General features: G+C 63.1%; 16 protein-coding genes, 1 rRNA gene, 1 pseudogene and 1 other annotated feature. Of the genes and pseudogenes, 8 read left to right on the plus strand and 10 right to left on the minus strand.

Annotated features, from left to right (window positions below):
• The first annotated feature begins 14 nt into the window (after positions 1 to 14).
• Positions 15 to 128 (plus strand): 5S ribosomal RNA (rrf, locus tag AZKH_RS08050).
• A 131-nt stretch (positions 129 to 259) separates the two neighbouring features.
• On the opposite strand, the pseudogene AZKH_RS26770 reads toward rrf, so the two are convergent.
• Positions 260 to 409: pseudogene (locus AZKH_RS26770) on the minus strand (cyclic pyranopterin monophosphate synthase MoaC); the annotation flags it as partial.
• A 186-nt stretch (positions 410 to 595) separates the two neighbouring features.
• Positions 596 to 871, minus strand: a complete 276-nt coding sequence (locus AZKH_RS27230) for a hypothetical protein (protein WP_156822068.1) — start codon at positions 869 to 871, stop codon at positions 596 to 598.
• A gap of 72 nt (positions 872 to 943) precedes the next feature.
• Between AZKH_RS27230 and AZKH_RS08065 the strand changes: the two genes are divergently transcribed.
• A protein-coding gene (locus AZKH_RS08065) for an IS3 family transposase (RefSeq protein ID WP_156822060.1) occupies positions 944 to 2,166 on the plus strand; the annotation gives its coding sequence in 2 pieces (ribosomal slippage) (positions 944 to 1,226 and positions 1,226 to 2,166; 1,224 coding nt in all).
• Positions 1,222 to 1,338 (plus strand) — a sequence feature (AL1L pseudoknot). (Overlaps the previous gene by 117 nt.)
• Before the next feature lie 48 nt (positions 2,167 to 2,214).
• Positions 2,215 to 2,727, plus strand: coding sequence for a helix-turn-helix domain-containing protein (locus tag AZKH_RS27980; protein ID WP_015435258.1), 513 nt, complete (start codon positions 2,215 to 2,217; stop codon positions 2,725 to 2,727).
• Here AZKH_RS27980 and AZKH_RS08075 read toward each other — a convergent pair.
• Together AZKH_RS08075 and moaC are read right to left on the minus strand one after the other, a co-directional pair.
• Positions 2,675 to 3,658 (minus strand): site-specific integrase, encoded by a 984-nt coding sequence (locus AZKH_RS08075; protein WP_015435259.1) that lies wholly within the window; start codon positions 3,656 to 3,658, stop codon positions 2,675 to 2,677. The genes AZKH_RS27980 and AZKH_RS08075 overlap by 53 nt on opposite strands.
• A 139-nt stretch (positions 3,659 to 3,797) precedes the next feature.
• A complete protein-coding gene (gene moaC / locus AZKH_RS08080; RefSeq protein ID WP_015435260.1) occupies positions 3,798 to 4,298 on the minus strand; it encodes a cyclic pyranopterin monophosphate synthase MoaC in 501 nt (166 codons plus the stop codon).
• An 81-nt stretch (positions 4,299 to 4,379) separates the two neighbouring features.
• On the opposite strand from moaC, the gene AZKH_RS08085 reads away from it, so the two are divergent.
• Together AZKH_RS08085 and AZKH_RS08090 are read left to right on the plus strand one after the other, a co-directional pair.
• Positions 4,380 to 5,822 carry a M48 family metalloprotease gene (locus tag AZKH_RS08085; RefSeq protein WP_015435261.1) on the plus strand — a complete coding sequence of 481 codons (1,443 nt, stop codon included), beginning with the start codon at positions 4,380 to 4,382 and terminating at the stop codon, positions 5,820 to 5,822.
• A 54-nt stretch (positions 5,823 to 5,876) separates the two neighbouring features.
• Entirely contained in the window at positions 5,877 to 6,107 is a 231-nt protein-coding gene (locus tag AZKH_RS08090; RefSeq protein WP_015435262.1) for a sulfurtransferase TusA family protein, read from the plus strand.
• Between the two features lie 75 nt (positions 6,108 to 6,182).
• Here the strand turns inward: AZKH_RS08090 and AZKH_RS08095 are convergent, their stop codons facing one another.
• The 4 genes from AZKH_RS08095 to AZKH_RS08110 all read right to left on the minus strand — a co-directional run bounded on the left by AZKH_RS08095 (position 6,183) and on the right by AZKH_RS08110 (position 11,642).
• Positions 6,183 to 9,029, minus strand: a complete 2,847-nt coding sequence (locus AZKH_RS08095; protein ID WP_015435263.1) for a valine--tRNA ligase — start codon at positions 9,027 to 9,029, stop codon at positions 6,183 to 6,185.
• 98 nt (positions 9,030 to 9,127) lie between these two features.
• Positions 9,128 to 9,691 carry a hypothetical protein gene (locus AZKH_RS08100; RefSeq protein ID WP_015435264.1) on the minus strand — a complete coding sequence of 188 codons (564 nt, stop codon included), beginning with the start codon at positions 9,689 to 9,691 and terminating at the stop codon, positions 9,128 to 9,130.
• A complete protein-coding gene (locus AZKH_RS08105) occupies positions 9,688 to 10,125 on the minus strand; it encodes a DNA polymerase III subunit chi (protein ID WP_015435265.1) in 438 nt (145 codons plus the stop codon). The genes AZKH_RS08100 and AZKH_RS08105 overlap by 4 nt, the downstream gene beginning before the upstream one ends.
• Positions 10,126 to 10,142: 17 nt before the next feature.
• Complete coding sequence (locus AZKH_RS08110) at positions 10,143 to 11,642, minus strand: leucyl aminopeptidase (protein ID WP_015435266.1); 1,500 nt, start codon at positions 11,640 to 11,642, stop codon at positions 10,143 to 10,145.
• Between the two features lie 111 nt (positions 11,643 to 11,753).
• Here AZKH_RS08110 and lptF point away from each other — a divergent pair, with 111 nt between their 5' ends.
• A complete protein-coding gene (lptF, locus tag AZKH_RS08115) occupies positions 11,754 to 12,833 on the plus strand; it encodes an LPS export ABC transporter permease LptF (protein WP_015435267.1) in 1,080 nt (359 codons plus the stop codon).
• Positions 12,830 to 13,909 carry an LPS export ABC transporter permease LptG gene (gene lptG / locus AZKH_RS08120; protein WP_015435268.1) on the plus strand — a complete coding sequence of 360 codons (1,080 nt, stop codon included), beginning with the start codon at positions 12,830 to 12,832 and terminating at the stop codon, positions 13,907 to 13,909. Before lptF ends, lptG begins: the two co-directional genes overlap by 4 nt.
• A 34-nt stretch (positions 13,910 to 13,943) precedes the next feature.
• On the opposite strand, the gene AZKH_RS08125 is transcribed toward lptG, so the two are convergent.
• Both AZKH_RS08125 and AZKH_RS08130 read right to left on the minus strand, forming a co-directional pair.
• A complete protein-coding gene (locus tag AZKH_RS08125) occupies positions 13,944 to 15,143 on the minus strand; it encodes an NnrS family protein (protein WP_015435269.1) in 1,200 nt (399 codons plus the stop codon).
• Positions 15,144 to 15,149: 6 nt separating this feature from the next.
• Complete coding sequence (locus AZKH_RS08130; protein WP_015435270.1) at positions 15,150 to 15,389, minus strand: hypothetical protein; 240 nt, start codon at positions 15,387 to 15,389, stop codon at positions 15,150 to 15,152.
• A 137-nt stretch (positions 15,390 to 15,526) separates the two neighbouring features.
• On the opposite strand from AZKH_RS08130, the gene AZKH_RS08135 reads away from it, so the two are divergent.
• A complete protein-coding gene (locus AZKH_RS08135) occupies positions 15,527 to 15,976 on the plus strand; it encodes an Rrf2 family transcriptional regulator (protein ID WP_015435271.1) in 450 nt (149 codons plus the stop codon).
• Positions 15,977 to 16,103 lie beyond the last annotated feature (127 nt).

The raw sequence follows: 16,103 nt of genomic DNA on the forward strand, positions 1-16,103 counted from the left end.
GTTCCCCTTTACAGTCTGACGACCAGAGCGTCCCGGAACCACCCCTTCCCATCCCGAACAGGACCGTGAAACAGGACCGCGCCGATGATAGTGCCTCTCGTGGGTGCGAAAGTAGGTCATCGTCAGACTACCTCTCCCAAAAAAGCCGCCGATCTCATACAGATCCGCGGCTTTTTTACGTCGATCGCGCCAATGGAACGCTCGGGAAAGCGCCCTGGGATCATGGGCACGCTGCTGGGCGTGCCGCAATTTCCAATCGTCAGGGATTGGCCATCCAGTGGCCGGACTTTCCGCCCAGCTTTTCCATGAGGTGTATTCCGTCGATACGCATGCCGCGGTCGACAGCTTTGCACATGTCATAGATCGTCAGCAGGCCGACGTTTAGTGCGGTGAGCGCCTCCGTAGTAACTTGATTCTAAAGGCGCTTTGGAATCCGATCTTCTCGGTAGTTTCGCGTTCCGGCCCCCTAAATGGGTCAAAAATGGGACAGGAATCGGTCATCCCGATTCGGAAACTATTTTACGTATTCCGCTCTTTGGCGTACATCAGCTCTCTCCAGCGCGCGGCGCTTCTCTATCTGGGTACGCGCGCGATGTCAGCCGCTGTACTTCTTCGACAGATACCGGGCCACCGCGGCCGCTACCTGGACGGCGACCTCAGCTTCCTCGTAGCCGGGCACTCGGCCTTCGCGTAGGTGTCGCCCCTGTTCGGAGGCAAATCCCCAGAGTTTCTCCAAAGCATGGTCGAGCGGTGGCGGGACAATAGCTGAATTTCGCTGCAGGATTGTCCCGAGCGTTGAGCGCTGATCGCCGGTCACGTCGCGAGCAACGCATTCCAGTGCGGCAAGCGAGTGCTGGATTGCGCCCGTCACATCGGGTTGCGGGCGGCGAGACTGAATCGCCCCGGGTTTCGCGGAGGCTCCAACTCTTGAGAAGATGGAGCCATGAAGAAGACGACGAAGTTCTCCCCCGAAGTGCGCGAGCGGGCCGTGCGCATGGTGTTCGAGCAGCGCGACCAGCATGGATCACAGTGGGCGGCGATCGAATCGATCGCGGCCAAGATCGGTTGCAGCGCGCAGACGCTGTCGAACTGGGTGCGCCGGTACGAGCGGGACACCGGGCAGCGTGATGGGGTCAGCACTGCAGAGGCGGCCCGCATCAAGGAGCTCGAGCGCGAGGTCCGCGAGCTGAAGAAGGCCAACGAGATTCTGCGCCTTGCCAGCGCGTATTTCGCGCAGGCGGAGCTCGACCGCCGCAACAAGTGATGAACAGTTTCATCGACACGCACCGCGAGCGCTTCGGGGTCGAGCCGATCTGCAGGGTGCTGCAGGTTGCCCCGTCGGCCTATCGTCGCGCGGTAGCCCGTCGGCGTGATCCCGCCTTGCGCTGTCTGCGAGCCCGTCGCGACGAGGTGCTGGAGGGGCACATCGAGCGGATCTGGGAGGCGAATCTGCAGGTGTATGGAGCGCGCAAGGTATGGCGGCAGTTGCAGCGGGAAGGCGTCGAGGTCGCCCGCTGCACGGTTGAACGGCTGATGCGTGCCCAGGGTTTGCGCGGTGCAATGCGCGGAAAGGCGCTGCGGACCACCCGCCCGGATTCGATTGCGCCGTGTCCGCTCGATCGCGTCAATCGCCAGTTCGTCGCCCAGCGCCCAAACCAATTGTGGGTGTCCGACTTTACGTATGTCTCGACCTGGCAGGGGTTCGTGTACGTCGCCTTTGTGGTCGACGTCTTCGCCCGCTACATCGTGGGTTGGCGCGTCAGTCGATCCATGCAGACCGAGTTCGTCCTCGACGCCCTGGAGCAGGCCCTGTGGGCTCGTCAGCCTGAACGTAATGCCTTGGTCCATCACAGCGATCGCGGTTCCCAGTACGTCTCGATCCGATACAGCGAACGTTTGGCAGAAGCGGGCATCGAGCCGTCGGTCGGCAGCCGTGGTGATAGCTACGACAATGCCCTGGCCGAAACCATCAACGGCCTGTACAAGGCCGAAGTCATCCACCGGCGAGGGCCTTGGAAGAGCGTTGAAGCGGTCGAGTTGGCCACCCTCGAATGGGTCTCATGGTTCAACCATCACCGCTTGCTTGAGCCGATCGGGTACATTCCTCCCGCCGAAGCCGAGGCAAACTACTACCGCAACCTCAGCGAGCAGGCGGTCGCCGCCTGACTCAAACAAAACGGCCTCCGCGAAACCCGGGGCGATTCATTCGCCGGGGTGAAGCTACCCCTGCGAAAACGATTCGGACTACGTGTAAAGGAGCTGCGACAAGCTACCGGGTTGTCGCAGGAGGCGTTCGCCGACCGTTGCGGGTTCGCTCGCAGCTACATGAGCCGTATCGAGCGCGGTGGGGCAAACCCTTCACTGGATGCGGTGGAGACGCTCGCAGACGCGCTTTGTGTCGAAGTCCGGTCACTGTTCGAGACCGACACTGCTGCGGCCGATTCGACCGGGAGCGTCGAGGTTCCGTATGCTGCCGACGGAACCTGCTTCAATCCGTCGCTGCTCCGTCTTCGGACGAAGGCGTACGCTGTCGGCGAGAAGAGCCACGTCGTGCGCTTCAACACCTTCGAGGCCGCGCTGGAGTACTTGAAGACAATGAAGCCGGCAAAGTGGTGGCGCCCCAATCAGAAGGGTGACTGGGGCTTGGTCACCGCTGTGCGCTGGGCGCCGCTTCCTACTCCAGCTTCAATGCCAACTCCTCGGCCTTCGGATGATAGTAGCGCTTGAGCATCTGGATCGACGTGTGGCCGGTCACTGAGGCGAGTTCGATTACGTTCGGAAGCTTGGTGGCCATGCGACTCGCTGCCGTGTGTCGAAGGTCATGAAAGTGCATGTCCAGCAGTCCGGCCCTTCTGACTGCCTTCATGAAGTTCGCTTCCATCGCCGCCACGTTGATCGAGAACACTCGACCATCGGGTGACCGTGGCAGGTTTGTCAGCGCCTCGACCGCACGGGTGGAAAGTGGCACATAGCGGGCCTGCCCGTTCTTTGTAAGGGGAAGGAAGACCACACGGCGATCGAGATCGACATTCTCCCAACGCATAGCGAGGATTTCACCCCGGCGCATGGCCGTTTCAATCGCGACGATCACAAGCGACGGCATGAGCGGGTTTCTTCGCCCCGTGGGCGTCAGCTCAGCGAGCAGGCGGGTTTCTTCGGACTGAGCGAGAACGCGGTCACGACCTGGCGGCATCGTCGGCTTTCGAATCATCTCAACCGGGTTCTGGATGGCGATGCCCCATTCACGTCGGGCGTGATTGATGATCGAAGACAGGACGGCCAAGTCGCGAATGACGGTGTTGGCCTTACAGCTCCGTAGCCGGTCGTCTCGGTATTCGGCCATCGCCTGCGGGGTCAGGTTCGCCATCGACAGCTTTGTCATGCGATGACGCAACGTCGCGGTCAGGCGGATCGTCTCTTCGGTGCAGCCACGCTTCTTGGGCGTGATCGTTTTCATGTATCGCTGGATGACCTCGCCGAAGGTCGTTTTCTCAGCCTCGACGCGACTGACGAACTCGCCTCGATCCATTTCGCCTTCGATGGCTCGCGCCCATCGTTCGGCTTCTGCTTTGCTGGGGAAGGTCTTTACTTCGTCTGGGTAGCCACGGCGCCGGACACGCGCTTGCCAGCCGCGTCCATGCTTGCGAAGTGTTGCCATCGTTCCTCCTGGATGGGACAAACGAGGGCCAAAAAGCGCTTTTCGAGTGAGATGTCGTCGCCGACAGTGTGAGCCTCGCAAGAGGCTCAACGCGCCGGCGACGCCGAAGATTCCGTCAAAACCCTATTCGATCAAGCCGTTACGTGTTCGCCGTCCAGTGGCCGGACTTTCCACCCAGTTTTTCCATGAGGTGTATCCCGTCCATACGCATGCCGCGGTCGACAGCTTTGCACATGTCGTAGATCGTCAGCAGGCCGACGTTTAGTGCGGTGAGCGCCTCCATTTCTACGCCGGTTCGGCCGACGGTTTCGGCCGTGACCGTACAGGTGATGCTGTGGGACGCCTCGTCGGGAACGAAATCGACCGTGACGCGGGTCAGGGGGATCGGGTGGCAGAGCGGGATCAGTTCGCTCGTGCGTTTCGATGCCTGGATCGCCGCGATGCGGGCGATGCCGAGGACATCCCCCTTCTTGGCGGTGCCTGATTGCACCATCCCGAAGGTTTCTGGTTTCATGCTGATGCGGCCGGTCGCAACCGCCACACGGCGCGTTTCAGGTTTGCCGCCGACGTCCACCATGTGCGCCTGGCCTTGCGAATCAAAGTGGGTGAGGGTCGTGGAGGAGTCGGTTCGGGTGGTCATCGGACAGGTTTCTCGACAAGAACTACAGGCGGATACATTCCACGCTGAATGGTTGGCTGGTCGTGGGTATCATAGCATCCGATGCTTAGACGACTCTTTACCCTTCTTTTGGTGTTTGCGCTGATTCCGCGCCTGAATGCGGCGGATCTGCCGGACTTGGGCGACGTATCCGCTTCCGAGCTTTCTCCGCTTGCAGAGCGCAAGCTTGGGGAATCGATCGTGCGGGATTTGCGGTGGCGAGATCCCTCCTACCTGGATGACCCTGAAGTCGAGGATTACGTTGCGACCATGGGGCGACGGCTCGTTGCACACAGTCCGGCGTCGCAGCAGGATTTTGACTTCTTCGTCATTCGTGATACGACGCTCAACGCGTTTGCGCTACCGGGCGGTTTCATCGGGGTTCATACCGGCCTGCTGCTGGCCGCCGAGTCCGAGTCGGAGTTGGCGTCGGTGCTGGGACATGAAATTTCTCACGTGGCTCAACGCCACATCGCGCAGATGTTCGGCAAGCAGGGACAGACGAGCATGATGATGCTCGCTTCGCTGCTGGTGGCAGTTCTGGCCGCACGGAGCAATTCGCAGGTCAGCGAAGCTGCGATCGTTGCAGGGCAGGCGGGTGCGATACAGGCGCAGCTTGCCTATACGCGCGATTTCGAGCGGGAGGCGGACCGGATCGGTCTGCAGATCGTCGAGGGCGCCGGCTATGATGTGCGCGGGATGCCGGCGTTCTTCGAACGCTTGCAGCGCGCGAGCCGACTTTACGAGAACAATGCGCCCAGTTACCTGCGTACGCACCCGCTGACCGGGGAACGCATCGCGGACATGGAGAATCGTGTCGCACAGATGCATTATCGGCAGGTGGTCGATTCGCAGGATTTCGCATTCATGAAGGCGAAGCTGCGGGTCGCGGGCGAGCCGGCGGCCGATGCTGTTCGCGAGTTCGAGGGGGTGTTGGCAAAGCAGCCGAACGACGCGGCGGCGCGTTACGGACTCGCCAGGGCGTTGCTGTCGGCCGGGCGGGCCGAGGATGCGGGGCGGACGCTCGAGCCGCTCAGGGTGTCGGTAAAACCGTCGATGTTCGTTGACTCCCTGGCCGCGGAACAGCGTGCCGCAGCGGGTGATCGCGAGGGGGCGGTGAAAATCCTGCAGGCGGCTCAGAACAGATTCCCGGATAGTCGATCAGTACGCTATTCGCTGATCGAGACCTTGCTGCAGGCCGGAAGAGGGGCCGAGGCAGGGATGATTGCTCGTGCCGGTGTGCAGAGCAAGGCGGACGATGCACGCATGTGGGCCTTTGTTGCGCGGGCGGAGGCGGCCCAGGGGCGTCGTGCAGGGCAGCACCGGGCCCAGGCGGAAGTGTATGTCCTGCGTGGAAGTCTACCTGCTGCGATCGAGCAGTTGGATCTGGCCCGGCGTGCGGGTGATGCGGATTTCTACGAGTCTTCAGCCATCGACGCGCGGATGCGCGAGTTAAAGGAAAGAGCCAAGGATGAAAAGCTGGAGCGGCAGCGAAGCGGTCGCTGACGACTGACTGCGCTGGGGTAGAATCGATTCGTTTGTAATTACGGATGCGTGGCAATGGAATTTGACAAGGAAGTCGATGCGCGCGGATTGAACTGTCCGCTTCCGATCCTGCGTGCCAAGAAGATGCTTGCGGAGATGGCAACCGGGCAGGTGGTGCGGGTGCTGGCGACGGATCCGGGCTCGGTCAAGGATTTTCAGGCGTTCGCCCGCCAGACCGGGAACGAACTGCTTCGTCAGGGCGAGACCGTGGATAACGCGTTCGAGTTCTATCTGAAGCGCAAGTAATCGGACGTGCTGCAATGAAAAAGGGGCGCTCGCCGTATGGCGGGCGCCCCTTTCTAGTTGAGGGCTGCGAAGCGGTCAGCGATTCGCCAGCTTTTCCAGTTGAGGGCGCAGCTTGTCGAGCGAGGCGCTGAAGGCTGCCAGACGTTCGCGCATCTGCTGTACGACGGCGGCGGGGGCGCGTTGGACGAAACTGGCGTTACCGAGCTGGTTTTGGGCCTTGCCGATCTCGCCTTCGAGGCGCGTGATTTCCTTCGAGATGCGCTCGCGTTCGGCGGCGACGTCGATTTCGACACGCAGCATCAGCTTGAACTCGCCGGCGATCGAAACCGGCGCCAGCTCGTCATTGCCGATGTCGGCCACGACTTCGACCTCGGACAGGCGGGCAAGGCCGGCGATATAGGGGGCGTAGGCGGACAGCGTGTCGGCCTTGCCCGCGGCGACGAGCGGCATGCGCTGGGCCGGGGAAATGCCCATTTCGCTGCGCAGGTTGCGGCAGGTGCCGATGATGGTCTTGAGTTCGGCGATCTTCGCTTCGCTCGCTTCGTCGAGACGGCCAAGGTCCGCTTGCGGATAGGCTGCCTGCATGATGCTTTCCGCGTCCTTGCGGCCGGCGAGCGGGGCCACGGTCTGCCATAGCTCTTCGGTGATGAAGGGGATCAGCGGGTGGGCAAGGCGCAGCACGGTCTCGAGCACGCGCAACAGGGTGCGGCGGGTTGCGCGCTGTTGGGCCGGGGTGCCGTTCTGAATCTGGACCTTCGCGAGTTCGAGATACCAGTCGCAGTATTCGTCCCAGACGAATTCGTAGAGCGCCTTGGCGACGAGGTCGAAGCGGTAGTCCTTGAAGTGCTCGGCGATGTCGGCTTCGGCGCGCTGCAGGCGCGAGACGATCCAGCGGTCGACGAAGGAGAAGTCGAGCGTTTCGGCGTTGCAGGCCGCGGTGCCGACAGAGGCCTCGATGCCGCAGTCGTGACCTTCGCAGTTCATCAGCACGAAGCGCGTGGCGTTCCACAGCTTGTTGCAGAAGTTGCGGTAGCCTTCGCAGCGCGAGAGGTCGAACTTGATGTCGCGACCGGGGGTCGCGAGCGACGCGAAGGTGAAGCGCAGCGCGTCGGTGCCGAAGGCGGGGATGCCTTCCGGGAATTCCTTGCGCGTCTTCTTCTCGATGCTCTGCGCCTGCTTCGGGTTCATCAGGCCGAAGGTGCGCTTCTTGACGAGCTCATCCACGGCGATGCCGTCGATCAGGTCGATCGGGTCGAGGACGTTACCCTTCGACTTCGACATCTTCTGGCCTTCGGCGTCGCGGATGAGGCCGTGGACGTAGACGTCGCGGAAGGGGATCTTGCCCGTGATGTGCTTGGTCATCATGACCATGCGGGCGACCCAGAAGAAGATGATGTCGAAGCCGGTGACGAGGACCGATGACGGCAGGTAGAGGTCCAGCGCGTCGTTCGATTTGGCGGGCCACTCGGGCGTCCAGTCGAGGGTCGAGAAGGGCCAGAGCGCCGACGAGTACCAGGTGTCGAGCACGTCCTCATCACGGCGCAGCTTGCCGGTGTAGCCGTCCTTCGCGGCGAGCGCCTTGGCTTCGTCTTCGCTTTGCGCGACCCATACGCGGGCGTCGCCTTCGACATCGGCGTACCAGGCCGGGATCTGGTGGCCCCACCACAGCTGGCGCGAGATGCACCAGTCCTGGATGTTGTTGAGCCACTGGTTGTAGGTGTTGACCCAGTTTTCCGGATAGAAGCGGATCTCGCCCGAGGCGACGCATTCGAGCGCCTTCTCGGTGATGCTCTTGCCGTCGGCGCCGGGCTTGCTCATCGCGACGAACCACTGGTCGGTAAGCATGGGCTCGATGACGGCGCTGGTGCGGTCGCCGCGCGGAACCATCAGCTTGTGCGGCTTGATCTCGGCGAGCAGGCCCAGGGCTTCGAGGTCCTGGACGATGACTTCGCGCGCAACGAAGCGGTCGAGGCCGCGATACTTCTCGGGCGCGTCGTCGCTAACGTGGGCGTCGAGGCGCAGGATGCTGATCATCGGCAGCTTGTGGCGCAGACCGACGGCGTAGTCGTTGAAGTCGTGGGCCGGGGTGACCTTGACGCAGCCGGTGCCGAATTCGCGGTCGACGTACTCGTCGGCGATGATCGGGATGTCGCGGTCGCACAGCGGCAGGCGCACGGTCTTGCCGATCACGTGGGCGTAGCGCTCGTCTTCCGGATGGACCATCACGGCGACGTCGCCGAGCATGGTTTCGGGGCGGGTCGTCGCGACGGTGAGGCCTTTCAGGTCACCAATCGGGCCTTCGCTGAAGGGATAGGTGATGTGCCACAGGAAGCCGTCTTCTTCCTCGGAGACGACTTCGAGGTCGGAGACCGCGGTGCCGAGCTTCGGATCCCAGTTGACGAGACGCTTGCCGCGGTAGATCAGGCCTTCGTTGTAGAGGCGGACGAAGGTTTCGGTGACGATCTTGGACAGGCCGGCGTCCATCGTGAAGCGTTCGCGCTTCCAGTCGGGCGAGGTGCCCATGCGACGCATCTGGCGCGTGATCGTGCCGCCGGAGTATTCCTTCCATTCCCAGACCTTCTCGAGGAACTTCTCGCGGCCGAGGTCGTGGCGGGAGATGCCCTTGGCGTCGAGCTGGCGTTCGACGACGATCTGCGTGGCGATGCCGGCGTGGTCCGTGCCCGGTTGCCACAGGGTGTTGACGCCCAACATGCGGTGGTAGCGCGTGAGCGCGTCCATGATGGTCTGGTTGAAGCCGTGGCCCATGTGCAACGTGCCGGTGACGTTCGGCGGCGGCAGCAGGATGCAGAAGGCGTCGGGGTTCGACTTGTCGAGGCCGGCGTCGAAGTAACCGCGCGATTCCCATTCCGGATACCAGCGGGCTTCGATGTCCGCCGGCTCAAAACTCTTGGCCAGTTCCATGGTGTGCTCAGGGGCTTGAGGGCAAAGGGCGGATTATAACGGATGCGCACGCTCATCCCTTGGCCGGGATGGCGTGTCCGTCGCCGAGCAGGGAAGGCTCAGTCGGTGATGTCGGTGTTTTTCTCGAGGCTGCGCGAGATGTGCTCGGACAGCGTCGGAAGAAGGGTTGCGCGCAGGTGACGGAGGGCTTCCTCCTGCAGACGGGCGGAAAGCTTGTCGAGTTCGCGCGACAGCAACTGGGGCAGCTCGGCCGCGAACCAGGATTCGACGGCACGGGCGATTTCGGTGTCCAGGCTGATCAGCTGCTCGGCAAGCTGGGAAACGGGCTGGACGTGGGGCGTCGCCGGGCGCGGCTCTGGCGCCGGAGCGGGGGCTGACGTCGGAGTTGGGGTAGGAGTGGGAACTGGAGCCGAAGCGGAAGCTTGAATGGACGTCTGAGCCGAGGCGGGAGCCGGCAGTTCGGACGGATCGACGACTTCGGTGAGCAGCGGGAGGTCATCCTCTTCGAGCGAGATGAAGACGTCTGCTTCGGGTTGCGACGTGTGTTGCGGTTCCATACCCCGATGCCGCCGCAGGAGGGCATCGGCCTTGTCGAGAAGCATGTCTGCGGCCTTCAGTTCTTCGTCGGTTTCGTTGCCGCGGGGGCGCGACCAGTTGCTCATAGTGCCTCCCGGCGCACGGCGTCGAATGCTTGGAGGGGCAGATCGAGGTTCTTGTAATGCTTCCAACGGGTTCTGGCCGGTCCTTTCTGCGCTTCGTCCTGGCCGATGATTTCGATCAGCATGCGGAACTGCTCAATGCCCGGCGGAACATCATCTGCCAGATTGAACAGGATCTCGTGGTGCGGCCATTCCGCCGGTGCATCCGCGCGACCGATGATGACGGGAGTCTCGGGCGCGAGGGGCGTGCCGGCCATCACATGCGGGACGAACGCGAGCTGGTGGAAGCTCCACAGGAGTTGGTCGAGCTGCCGCGCCGCCGTGCCGTCGGGGACGCGCAGCGCTACCTTGCGCCCGCCCGCGAAGGCCCGTTCGGCCAGTTCGCACGCCAGTGCGAGCGGGTTTTCGGCGTTGTGGTAGAACTGCACGCGCGGCATGGAATGGTCCGTTCGGACTACGCTTGAGGGCCCTTGCTACGGGCAATGAGGAATTCCGTAAGCAGGGGTACGGGCCGGCCCGTCGCACCCTTCGCGTCGCCCGACACCCAGGCGGTACCGGCGATATCCAGGTGGGCCCACTTGTAGGCCTTGGTGAAGCGGGCGAGGAAGCAGGCCGCCGTGATCGTGCCGGCATAGCGGCCGCCGATGTTGGCCATGTCCGCGAAGTTGCTCTTGAGGAGTTCCTGGTATTCATCCCACAGCGGCATTTGCCAGGCACGGTCGCCCGACACGGTACCGCAGTCGACGAGTTCGCGCGCCAGGTTGTCGTCGTTGGCGAGAAGGCCGCTCGGAATCTTGCCCAGGGCAACGACGCAGGCGCCCGTGAGGGTCGCGATGTCGATGACGCAGTCGGGCTTGAAGCGTTCGGCGTAGGTGAGCGCGTCGCAGAGGATCAGGCGCCCTTCGGCGTCGGTGTTCAGGATCTCGATCGTCTGCCCGCTCATCGAGGTGACCACGTCGCCCGGTTTGGTCGCTGCGCCGCCGGGCATGTTCTCGGTGGTCGGAACGATGCCGACGACGTTGATCGGCAGCGCGATGCGCGCGATGGCCTTGAAGGTGCCGAGCACGCTCGCGGCGCCGCACATGTCGAACTTCATCTCGTCCATTTCGGCGCCGGGCTTCAGCGAGATGCCGCCGGTGTCGAAGGTGATGCCCTTGCCAACCAGGACGACCGGCTTGTCCTTGGACTTTCCGCCCTTGTAGTGCAGGACGACGAACTTGGGCGGTTCGTGGCTGCCGCGCGCTACGGACAGCAGCGAGCCCATGCCAAGCTTCTCCATGTCCTCGCGTTCTAGCACTTCGACCTTCAGCTTGTATTGCTTGCCGAGCTCCAGCGCCGTTTCGGCGAGATGCGTGGGCGTGCAAATGTTGCCCGGCAGGTTGCCGAGGTCCTTGGCGAGCGCCATGCCTTCAGCGATGGCCTGTCCGCGCTTGACGGCCTCTTCCATTCCGGCGGAGATCTTGTTGCCTGTGAGGAGAACGATCTTGCGCGCGCCGCGGCGTTTGGTGTCCTTGCTCTTTCCCTTCGTCGCGTCGAAGCGGTAGGCGCCATCGGCGATCGCGCGGGAGAGTTGTTGCAGGGCCCATTCGTTGTCGCGGCCCGGGACGGCGACGTCGCCGAGGCATACCCCTGCGTCGTGCGACGGGGATGCGGCGAGGACCTTGGCGGTGGTGTTGGTCGCGTCGCGCCAGGCGCGGTCGCCGAACTCATCCTGCTTGCCCAGGCTGACGATGACGATACGCTCGGCGTTGCTGCCGGGGAGCTCGTGGAGGGTGAGTTGCGAGCCCGCCTTGTCGTCGAGATCGCCGCGCGCGAGGATCGCCGCGAGCTTGCCCTTGGAGGCCTTGTCGAGGGCGGTGGCGGCTTCGGTGAGCATTCCGCCTGCGAAGGCGCCGACGACCAGGCTGCCCGTCTTGAGTTTTTCCGGGGCACCGGTCTTTATGGTAAATTCCACGTCCAGCTCCTTATCAAGACTCGTCGTTCCGATTGCCGCCGATTATGGCTCTTCAGCGGCTGGCGCGTCAAAAAGGCCTTCCCCCAACGCATATCGAATCCATCTAGCGCGATGATTTTCAGCCGCGCCCTCCAGCGTGAATTTGCCCAGTCGGCGGCCGGCGTATTCGTTGCGCTGTTCGCCGTTCTGATTACGACCGTCCTGATCCGGCTGCTGGGGCAGGCCGCGGGCGGACGGGTGCCCTCGGATGCCGTGCTCGCGCTGATCGGATTCGGCGCGTTGACCCAGTTGCCGATCGTGCTGTCGCTAACCTTGTTCATCGCGGTGCTGATGCCCTTGTCGCGCTCGTACCGCGATTCGGAGATGGTAGTGTGGTTTGCGTCCGGCTTGCCGCTCACCGCCTTCATTCGTCCCGTGTTGCGCTTCGCGCTGCCGCTCGTGCTGGGGATCGGCGCGGTCACGCTGTTCCTTGCGCCCTGGGCGCAGATGAAGAGCGCCGAGTTCCAGGCGAAGCTCGATTCGCGGGACGACGCTGCGCGCGTGGCGCCGGGCGTCTTCCGGGAGTCGGCTGGCTCGCAGCGGGTCTTTTTCGTCGAAATGGGATCTGCCGAAGGCGGCAAGGTGCGCAACGTCTTCGTCAGCTCCGAGGAGGAGGGCCGCATTGGCGTGATCGTCTCGGCGGAAGGCTCCTTGTATACCGATCCGAACGGCGACCGTTATGTCGTGCTCGAGCATGGGCGCCGCTATGACGGCGAGCCGGGGTCGCCGGAATACCGCGTGATGGAGTTCGACCGGTATTCGGTGCTGATCGAGGAACACAAGGTGGCCGGTCAGGCGGGGAAGGCGCGGGGGATGACTACGCTGGAGTTGCTGCAGTCGCCCAACACGCGCAACCTGGGTGAGTTCCTCGGACGGATCGGCGTGCCCGTGGCGGCCCTGCTGCTGGCGCTGATGGCCATCCCCCTGTCCTTCGTCAATCCGAGGGCAGGGCGGACAAACAACGTGATCATCGCATTGCTGACCTATCTGGTTTACAGCAATGCAATCGGTCTGTTCCAGGCGTGGGTGTCGCAGGGGCGCGTGCGCTTCGAGCTCGCCGTGTGGCTGCCCCACGTCGTGGTGCTGGGGGTTCTCGCGCTGATGTTCTACCGTAGGCTGGCGATCTTCCCGTTTTGGAGGACCCGCCCATGAGATTGGTACTGACCCGCTACCTGATGCGGGAAATCCTCAGTGCGTCGGGAACGGTTCTGCTGGCCTTCCTGGGGCTGTTTGCGTTCTTCGATTTCCTCAACGAACTCGACTCGATCGGCAAGGATGGCTACGAGCTTTACCAGGCGCTCATCTATGTCGTGATGATCATTCCTGGCCGGGTGTATGAACTGCTGCCGGTTGCAGTGCTGATCGGCACGCTGTACGCGCTGACGAGTCTTGCTCGGCATTCCGAGATTACGGTCATGCGAGTCTCGGGGATGTCGACGTTCAGGATGCTGCGCGTGCTGATGGGCATCGGCGCGATCTTCGTCGTCGCGATCTTCGTGTTCGGGGAGTACATCGCTCCTCCGGCCGAGCGTGCGGCGCAGCAGTGGAGGCTGGTCGCGACCAACTCGACGGTGTCGAGCCATTTGCGCTCGGGGTTGTGGGTCAAGGATGGCCCGCGTTTCATCAATGTGCAGACCTTGCTGCCTGATCGCAGCATGCAGGACGTACGCATCTACGAATTCGATGAACAGCACGGCCTGCGCTCGATCAGCGACGCGCAGACCGGGCGTTACAAGAGCCACCAGCAGGCATGGGTGCTGGGAGGCGTTCGGCAGACCCGTTTCCTCGGCGACCACACCGAGGTCGTGGATCTGCCGGAACTGCAATGGGCGTCCGAGCTGACGCCTGAGGTATTGAGCGTGCTGATGGTGATGCCAGAGCGGATGTCGGTGACGACGCTTTTCGCGTACATCAATCACTTACGGGAGAATAAACAGAACGCCGAGCGCTACGAGATCGCGCTGTGGAAGAAGCTGGTCTACCCCTTTGCCGCGCTGGTCATGATGGCGCTCGCGTTGCCGTTCGCGCTTACGCACGACCGCATGGGAGGCGTCAGCGTGAAGGTGTTCTTCGGCGTGATGCTGGGGATCGGCTTCCACCTGCTCAACGGCCTGTTCTCGAACCTCGGCGTCATCAATGGCTGGTCGCCGCCGCTGGCCGCGCTGACTCCCAGCGCGATCTTCCTGTTTGCGGCGGCGGGGATGCTCTTCTGGGTCGAGCGCCGCTGAGCGGGTAGGGCGTTCTTGCGCCCGATTCCTGCTGTCAGGGGCGGCCATCCGCGCGTGGGCGGATCAGCCAGGGGCCGAAGCGATAGGCGAAGAGGCCGAAGCCGGCGGCAAAGCACAGCGCGCTGGCAATCAATACGGCGTGCGCGAAGGGGACGGCGAGGGCCGCTGCCAGGCGCAATGCCGTTGCGGCGAGCACGCAGCCGAACGCGGCCGGCATCGGCTGCGGCAATTCCAGCGGGCGCCCCGTGTGTCCCAGCGCGGTGCGGCTCATCATTCCCAGTGTCAGCAGACCGATTCCGCCAACGGCAACGCTGTGCAGCGCGGCGCTCGTCAGCGTCGGAGCGGCAAACGCGGCAAGACCGTAGAGGCCGACGCCGAGCGCGGTGCACAGGTAGCCGGCGAACAGTACCCATAGCAGAGGTTGGCCGAGGACCCGCGGGTGCCACCAGCGCGCGAGCTGGCGCAGGTTGATCGCCGCGCCAACGACGCCGGCGATGCACGTCAGCCAAGTGGGGCCCTTGACGGCGACCAGCAACGCCATCGCAAGCGGGGCCCCGATCGCAACGAAGGCGACCCACGGGGCGTGGGTGACTTGTGGCGTATTCAGCGCGCGGCTGGTGAAGAAGCCGATTACGCGCAGGCCCATGAAGAAGATCACCGTCGCAACGATCAGCAGGCCGACGTGCAGCATGTGCCGCGGATCGACGTTGATGAGTCCAGCGGCGGCCAAGTGAAAGGCGAGGTTTCCGGCAGCGAATGCGAGCAGGAGCGGAGGCACGCCGTAATTGCGCCGATTGCGGCTGCGCATGATCGGTACGGCAAGAGTCAGCGCTGCCGCGACGAAGAACAGGACCGACAGCGCGCCGCCCCAGAGATTCGAAGTCGGTACCGCGAGCAGCACCATGCGCGCCGCGAGCCATAGGACAACGAGCGCGGCCAGCGTGCGTCCCCGTATCGGTGGCAGGCCTGTCCAGGTTGCTGCGGCGGTGAGGAGGAAACCGACGATGACCGCCCCCGCGTAGCCCCAGATCATTTCGTGGCCGTGCCACAGGTAGCCGGGGAGGGCTGCAGTGCCGCCGAAGCCGAAGGCCCAGAAGAGGACGGCGATGGCGCCTTGGAGCGCGGCGAGCAGATAGAAGGGCCGGAAGGCCATCGACAGGAAGGCTTTCCATGTCGGCGGCTGCGGACCGCGCGGGCGCTTGAAGGGTTCTTCGATGCGGATGATTGCGACCATTGTGCGTTAGCCTGCGCTGAGATTGCCGAGGGCGTGGTGCGCGGCGAGCCGCGCGACGTAGCCCAGTTTGAAGAACGCCGCTGCAACGGGCAAGGCGATGTGCCCGATGATTTGCATGACCAGGCTGAAATGCGCGGAGAAGGGGTAGGTCACGAGGATCGCGCCGATCATGACGAGGAGCGATGCGAGCATCGTCGTTCGTCCCAGCGTGAGGGTTTGTCTTGCGGTAAGCGATAGGGCGGGCATCGCGACTCGTGCTCGGAATTTTATATTAAGATGAATGTAAAATGACTCTTTAAAAGAGTCAACAGAAATGAATCTTTAAGCCGGATTCCCTATAATCCAGTCATCGGCGCCATCTCTCGTGCGCGTTAGGAGTTCTCATGCATCTCACCCAGCACACCGATTACGCCTTGCGAATGCTGATCTACCTCGGGGCGAACGCCGATCGACTGGTGACGATCGCGGAAGTGTCGGAGCGCTTCGACGTCTCTCGCAGCCATCTGATGAAGGTGGCCAACCAACTGGTGCGCGACGGGTTCGTCGAGGGACTGCGGGGCAAGGGAGGCGGACTGCGTCTCGCGCGGGCACCGGCCCAGATCAACATTGGCAAGGTGGTGCGCTGCATGGAGCGCGGCATGGAGCTGGTCGAATGCTTCGGAGGCGAGAGCCACTGCCTGCTGACTCCGAATTGCAAGTTGAAGGGCGTGCTCGGCAAGGCATTGGAGGCGTTTTTGACGACGCTCGATGGATACTCGCTTGCCGATCTGCTTGATGCGCCGCAGCGCAACCTGCTGCAATTTGCGTCGCGTGAGGCGCCGATTCCGATCTGACGATAGTCGTTCGGCAATTCTTGAAATTGAGTGCAGTCAAGTGTCGGCATTCAAGTAGTCGAGTAAAATAGTTGGTTAATAACCCCGCTGGAAGCAGGAGAATTGGGATGTTTTTAGGCGGTCGGAA

The sequence above is a fragment of the Azoarcus sp. KH32C genome, assembly GCF_000349945.1.
In the GTDB taxonomy this organism is placed as follows: domain Bacteria; phylum Pseudomonadota; class Gammaproteobacteria; order Burkholderiales; family Rhodocyclaceae; genus Aromatoleum.

Coding starts and splice junctions, on each gene's coding strand:
- AZKH_RS08130 (WP_015435270.1), bottom strand. CDS start 15,389: ATGCCCGCCCTATCGCTTACCGCAAGACAAACCCTCACGCTGGGACGA.
- lptG (WP_015435268.1), top strand. CDS start 12,830: ATGAGATTGGTACTGACCCGCTACCTGATGCGGGAAATCCTCAGTGCG.
- moaC (WP_015435260.1), bottom strand. CDS start 4,298: ATGACCACCCGAACCGACTCCTCCACGACCCTCACCCACTTTGATTCG.
- lptF (WP_015435267.1), top strand. CDS start 11,754: ATGATTTTCAGCCGCGCCCTCCAGCGTGAATTTGCCCAGTCGGCGGCC.
- AZKH_RS08125 (WP_015435269.1), bottom strand. CDS start 15,143: ATGGTCGCAATCATCCGCATCGAAGAACCCTTCAAGCGCCCGCGCGGT.
- AZKH_RS08090 (WP_015435262.1), top strand. CDS start 5,877: ATGGAATTTGACAAGGAAGTCGATGCGCGCGGATTGAACTGTCCGCTT.
- AZKH_RS08105 (WP_015435265.1), bottom strand. CDS start 10,125: ATGCCGCGCGTGCAGTTCTACCACAACGCCGAAAACCCGCTCGCACTG.
- AZKH_RS08085 (WP_015435261.1), top strand. CDS start 4,380: ATGCTTAGACGACTCTTTACCCTTCTTTTGGTGTTTGCGCTGATTCCG.
- AZKH_RS08075 (WP_015435259.1), bottom strand. CDS start 3,658: ATGGCAACACTTCGCAAGCATGGACGCGGCTGGCAAGCGCGTGTCCGG.
- AZKH_RS08135 (WP_015435271.1), top strand. CDS start 15,527: ATGCATCTCACCCAGCACACCGATTACGCCTTGCGAATGCTGATCTAC.
- AZKH_RS08095 (WP_015435263.1), bottom strand. CDS start 9,029: ATGGAACTGGCCAAGAGTTTTGAGCCGGCGGACATCGAAGCCCGCTGG.
- AZKH_RS08100 (WP_015435264.1), bottom strand. CDS start 9,691: ATGAGCAACTGGTCGCGCCCCCGCGGCAACGAAACCGACGAAGAACTG.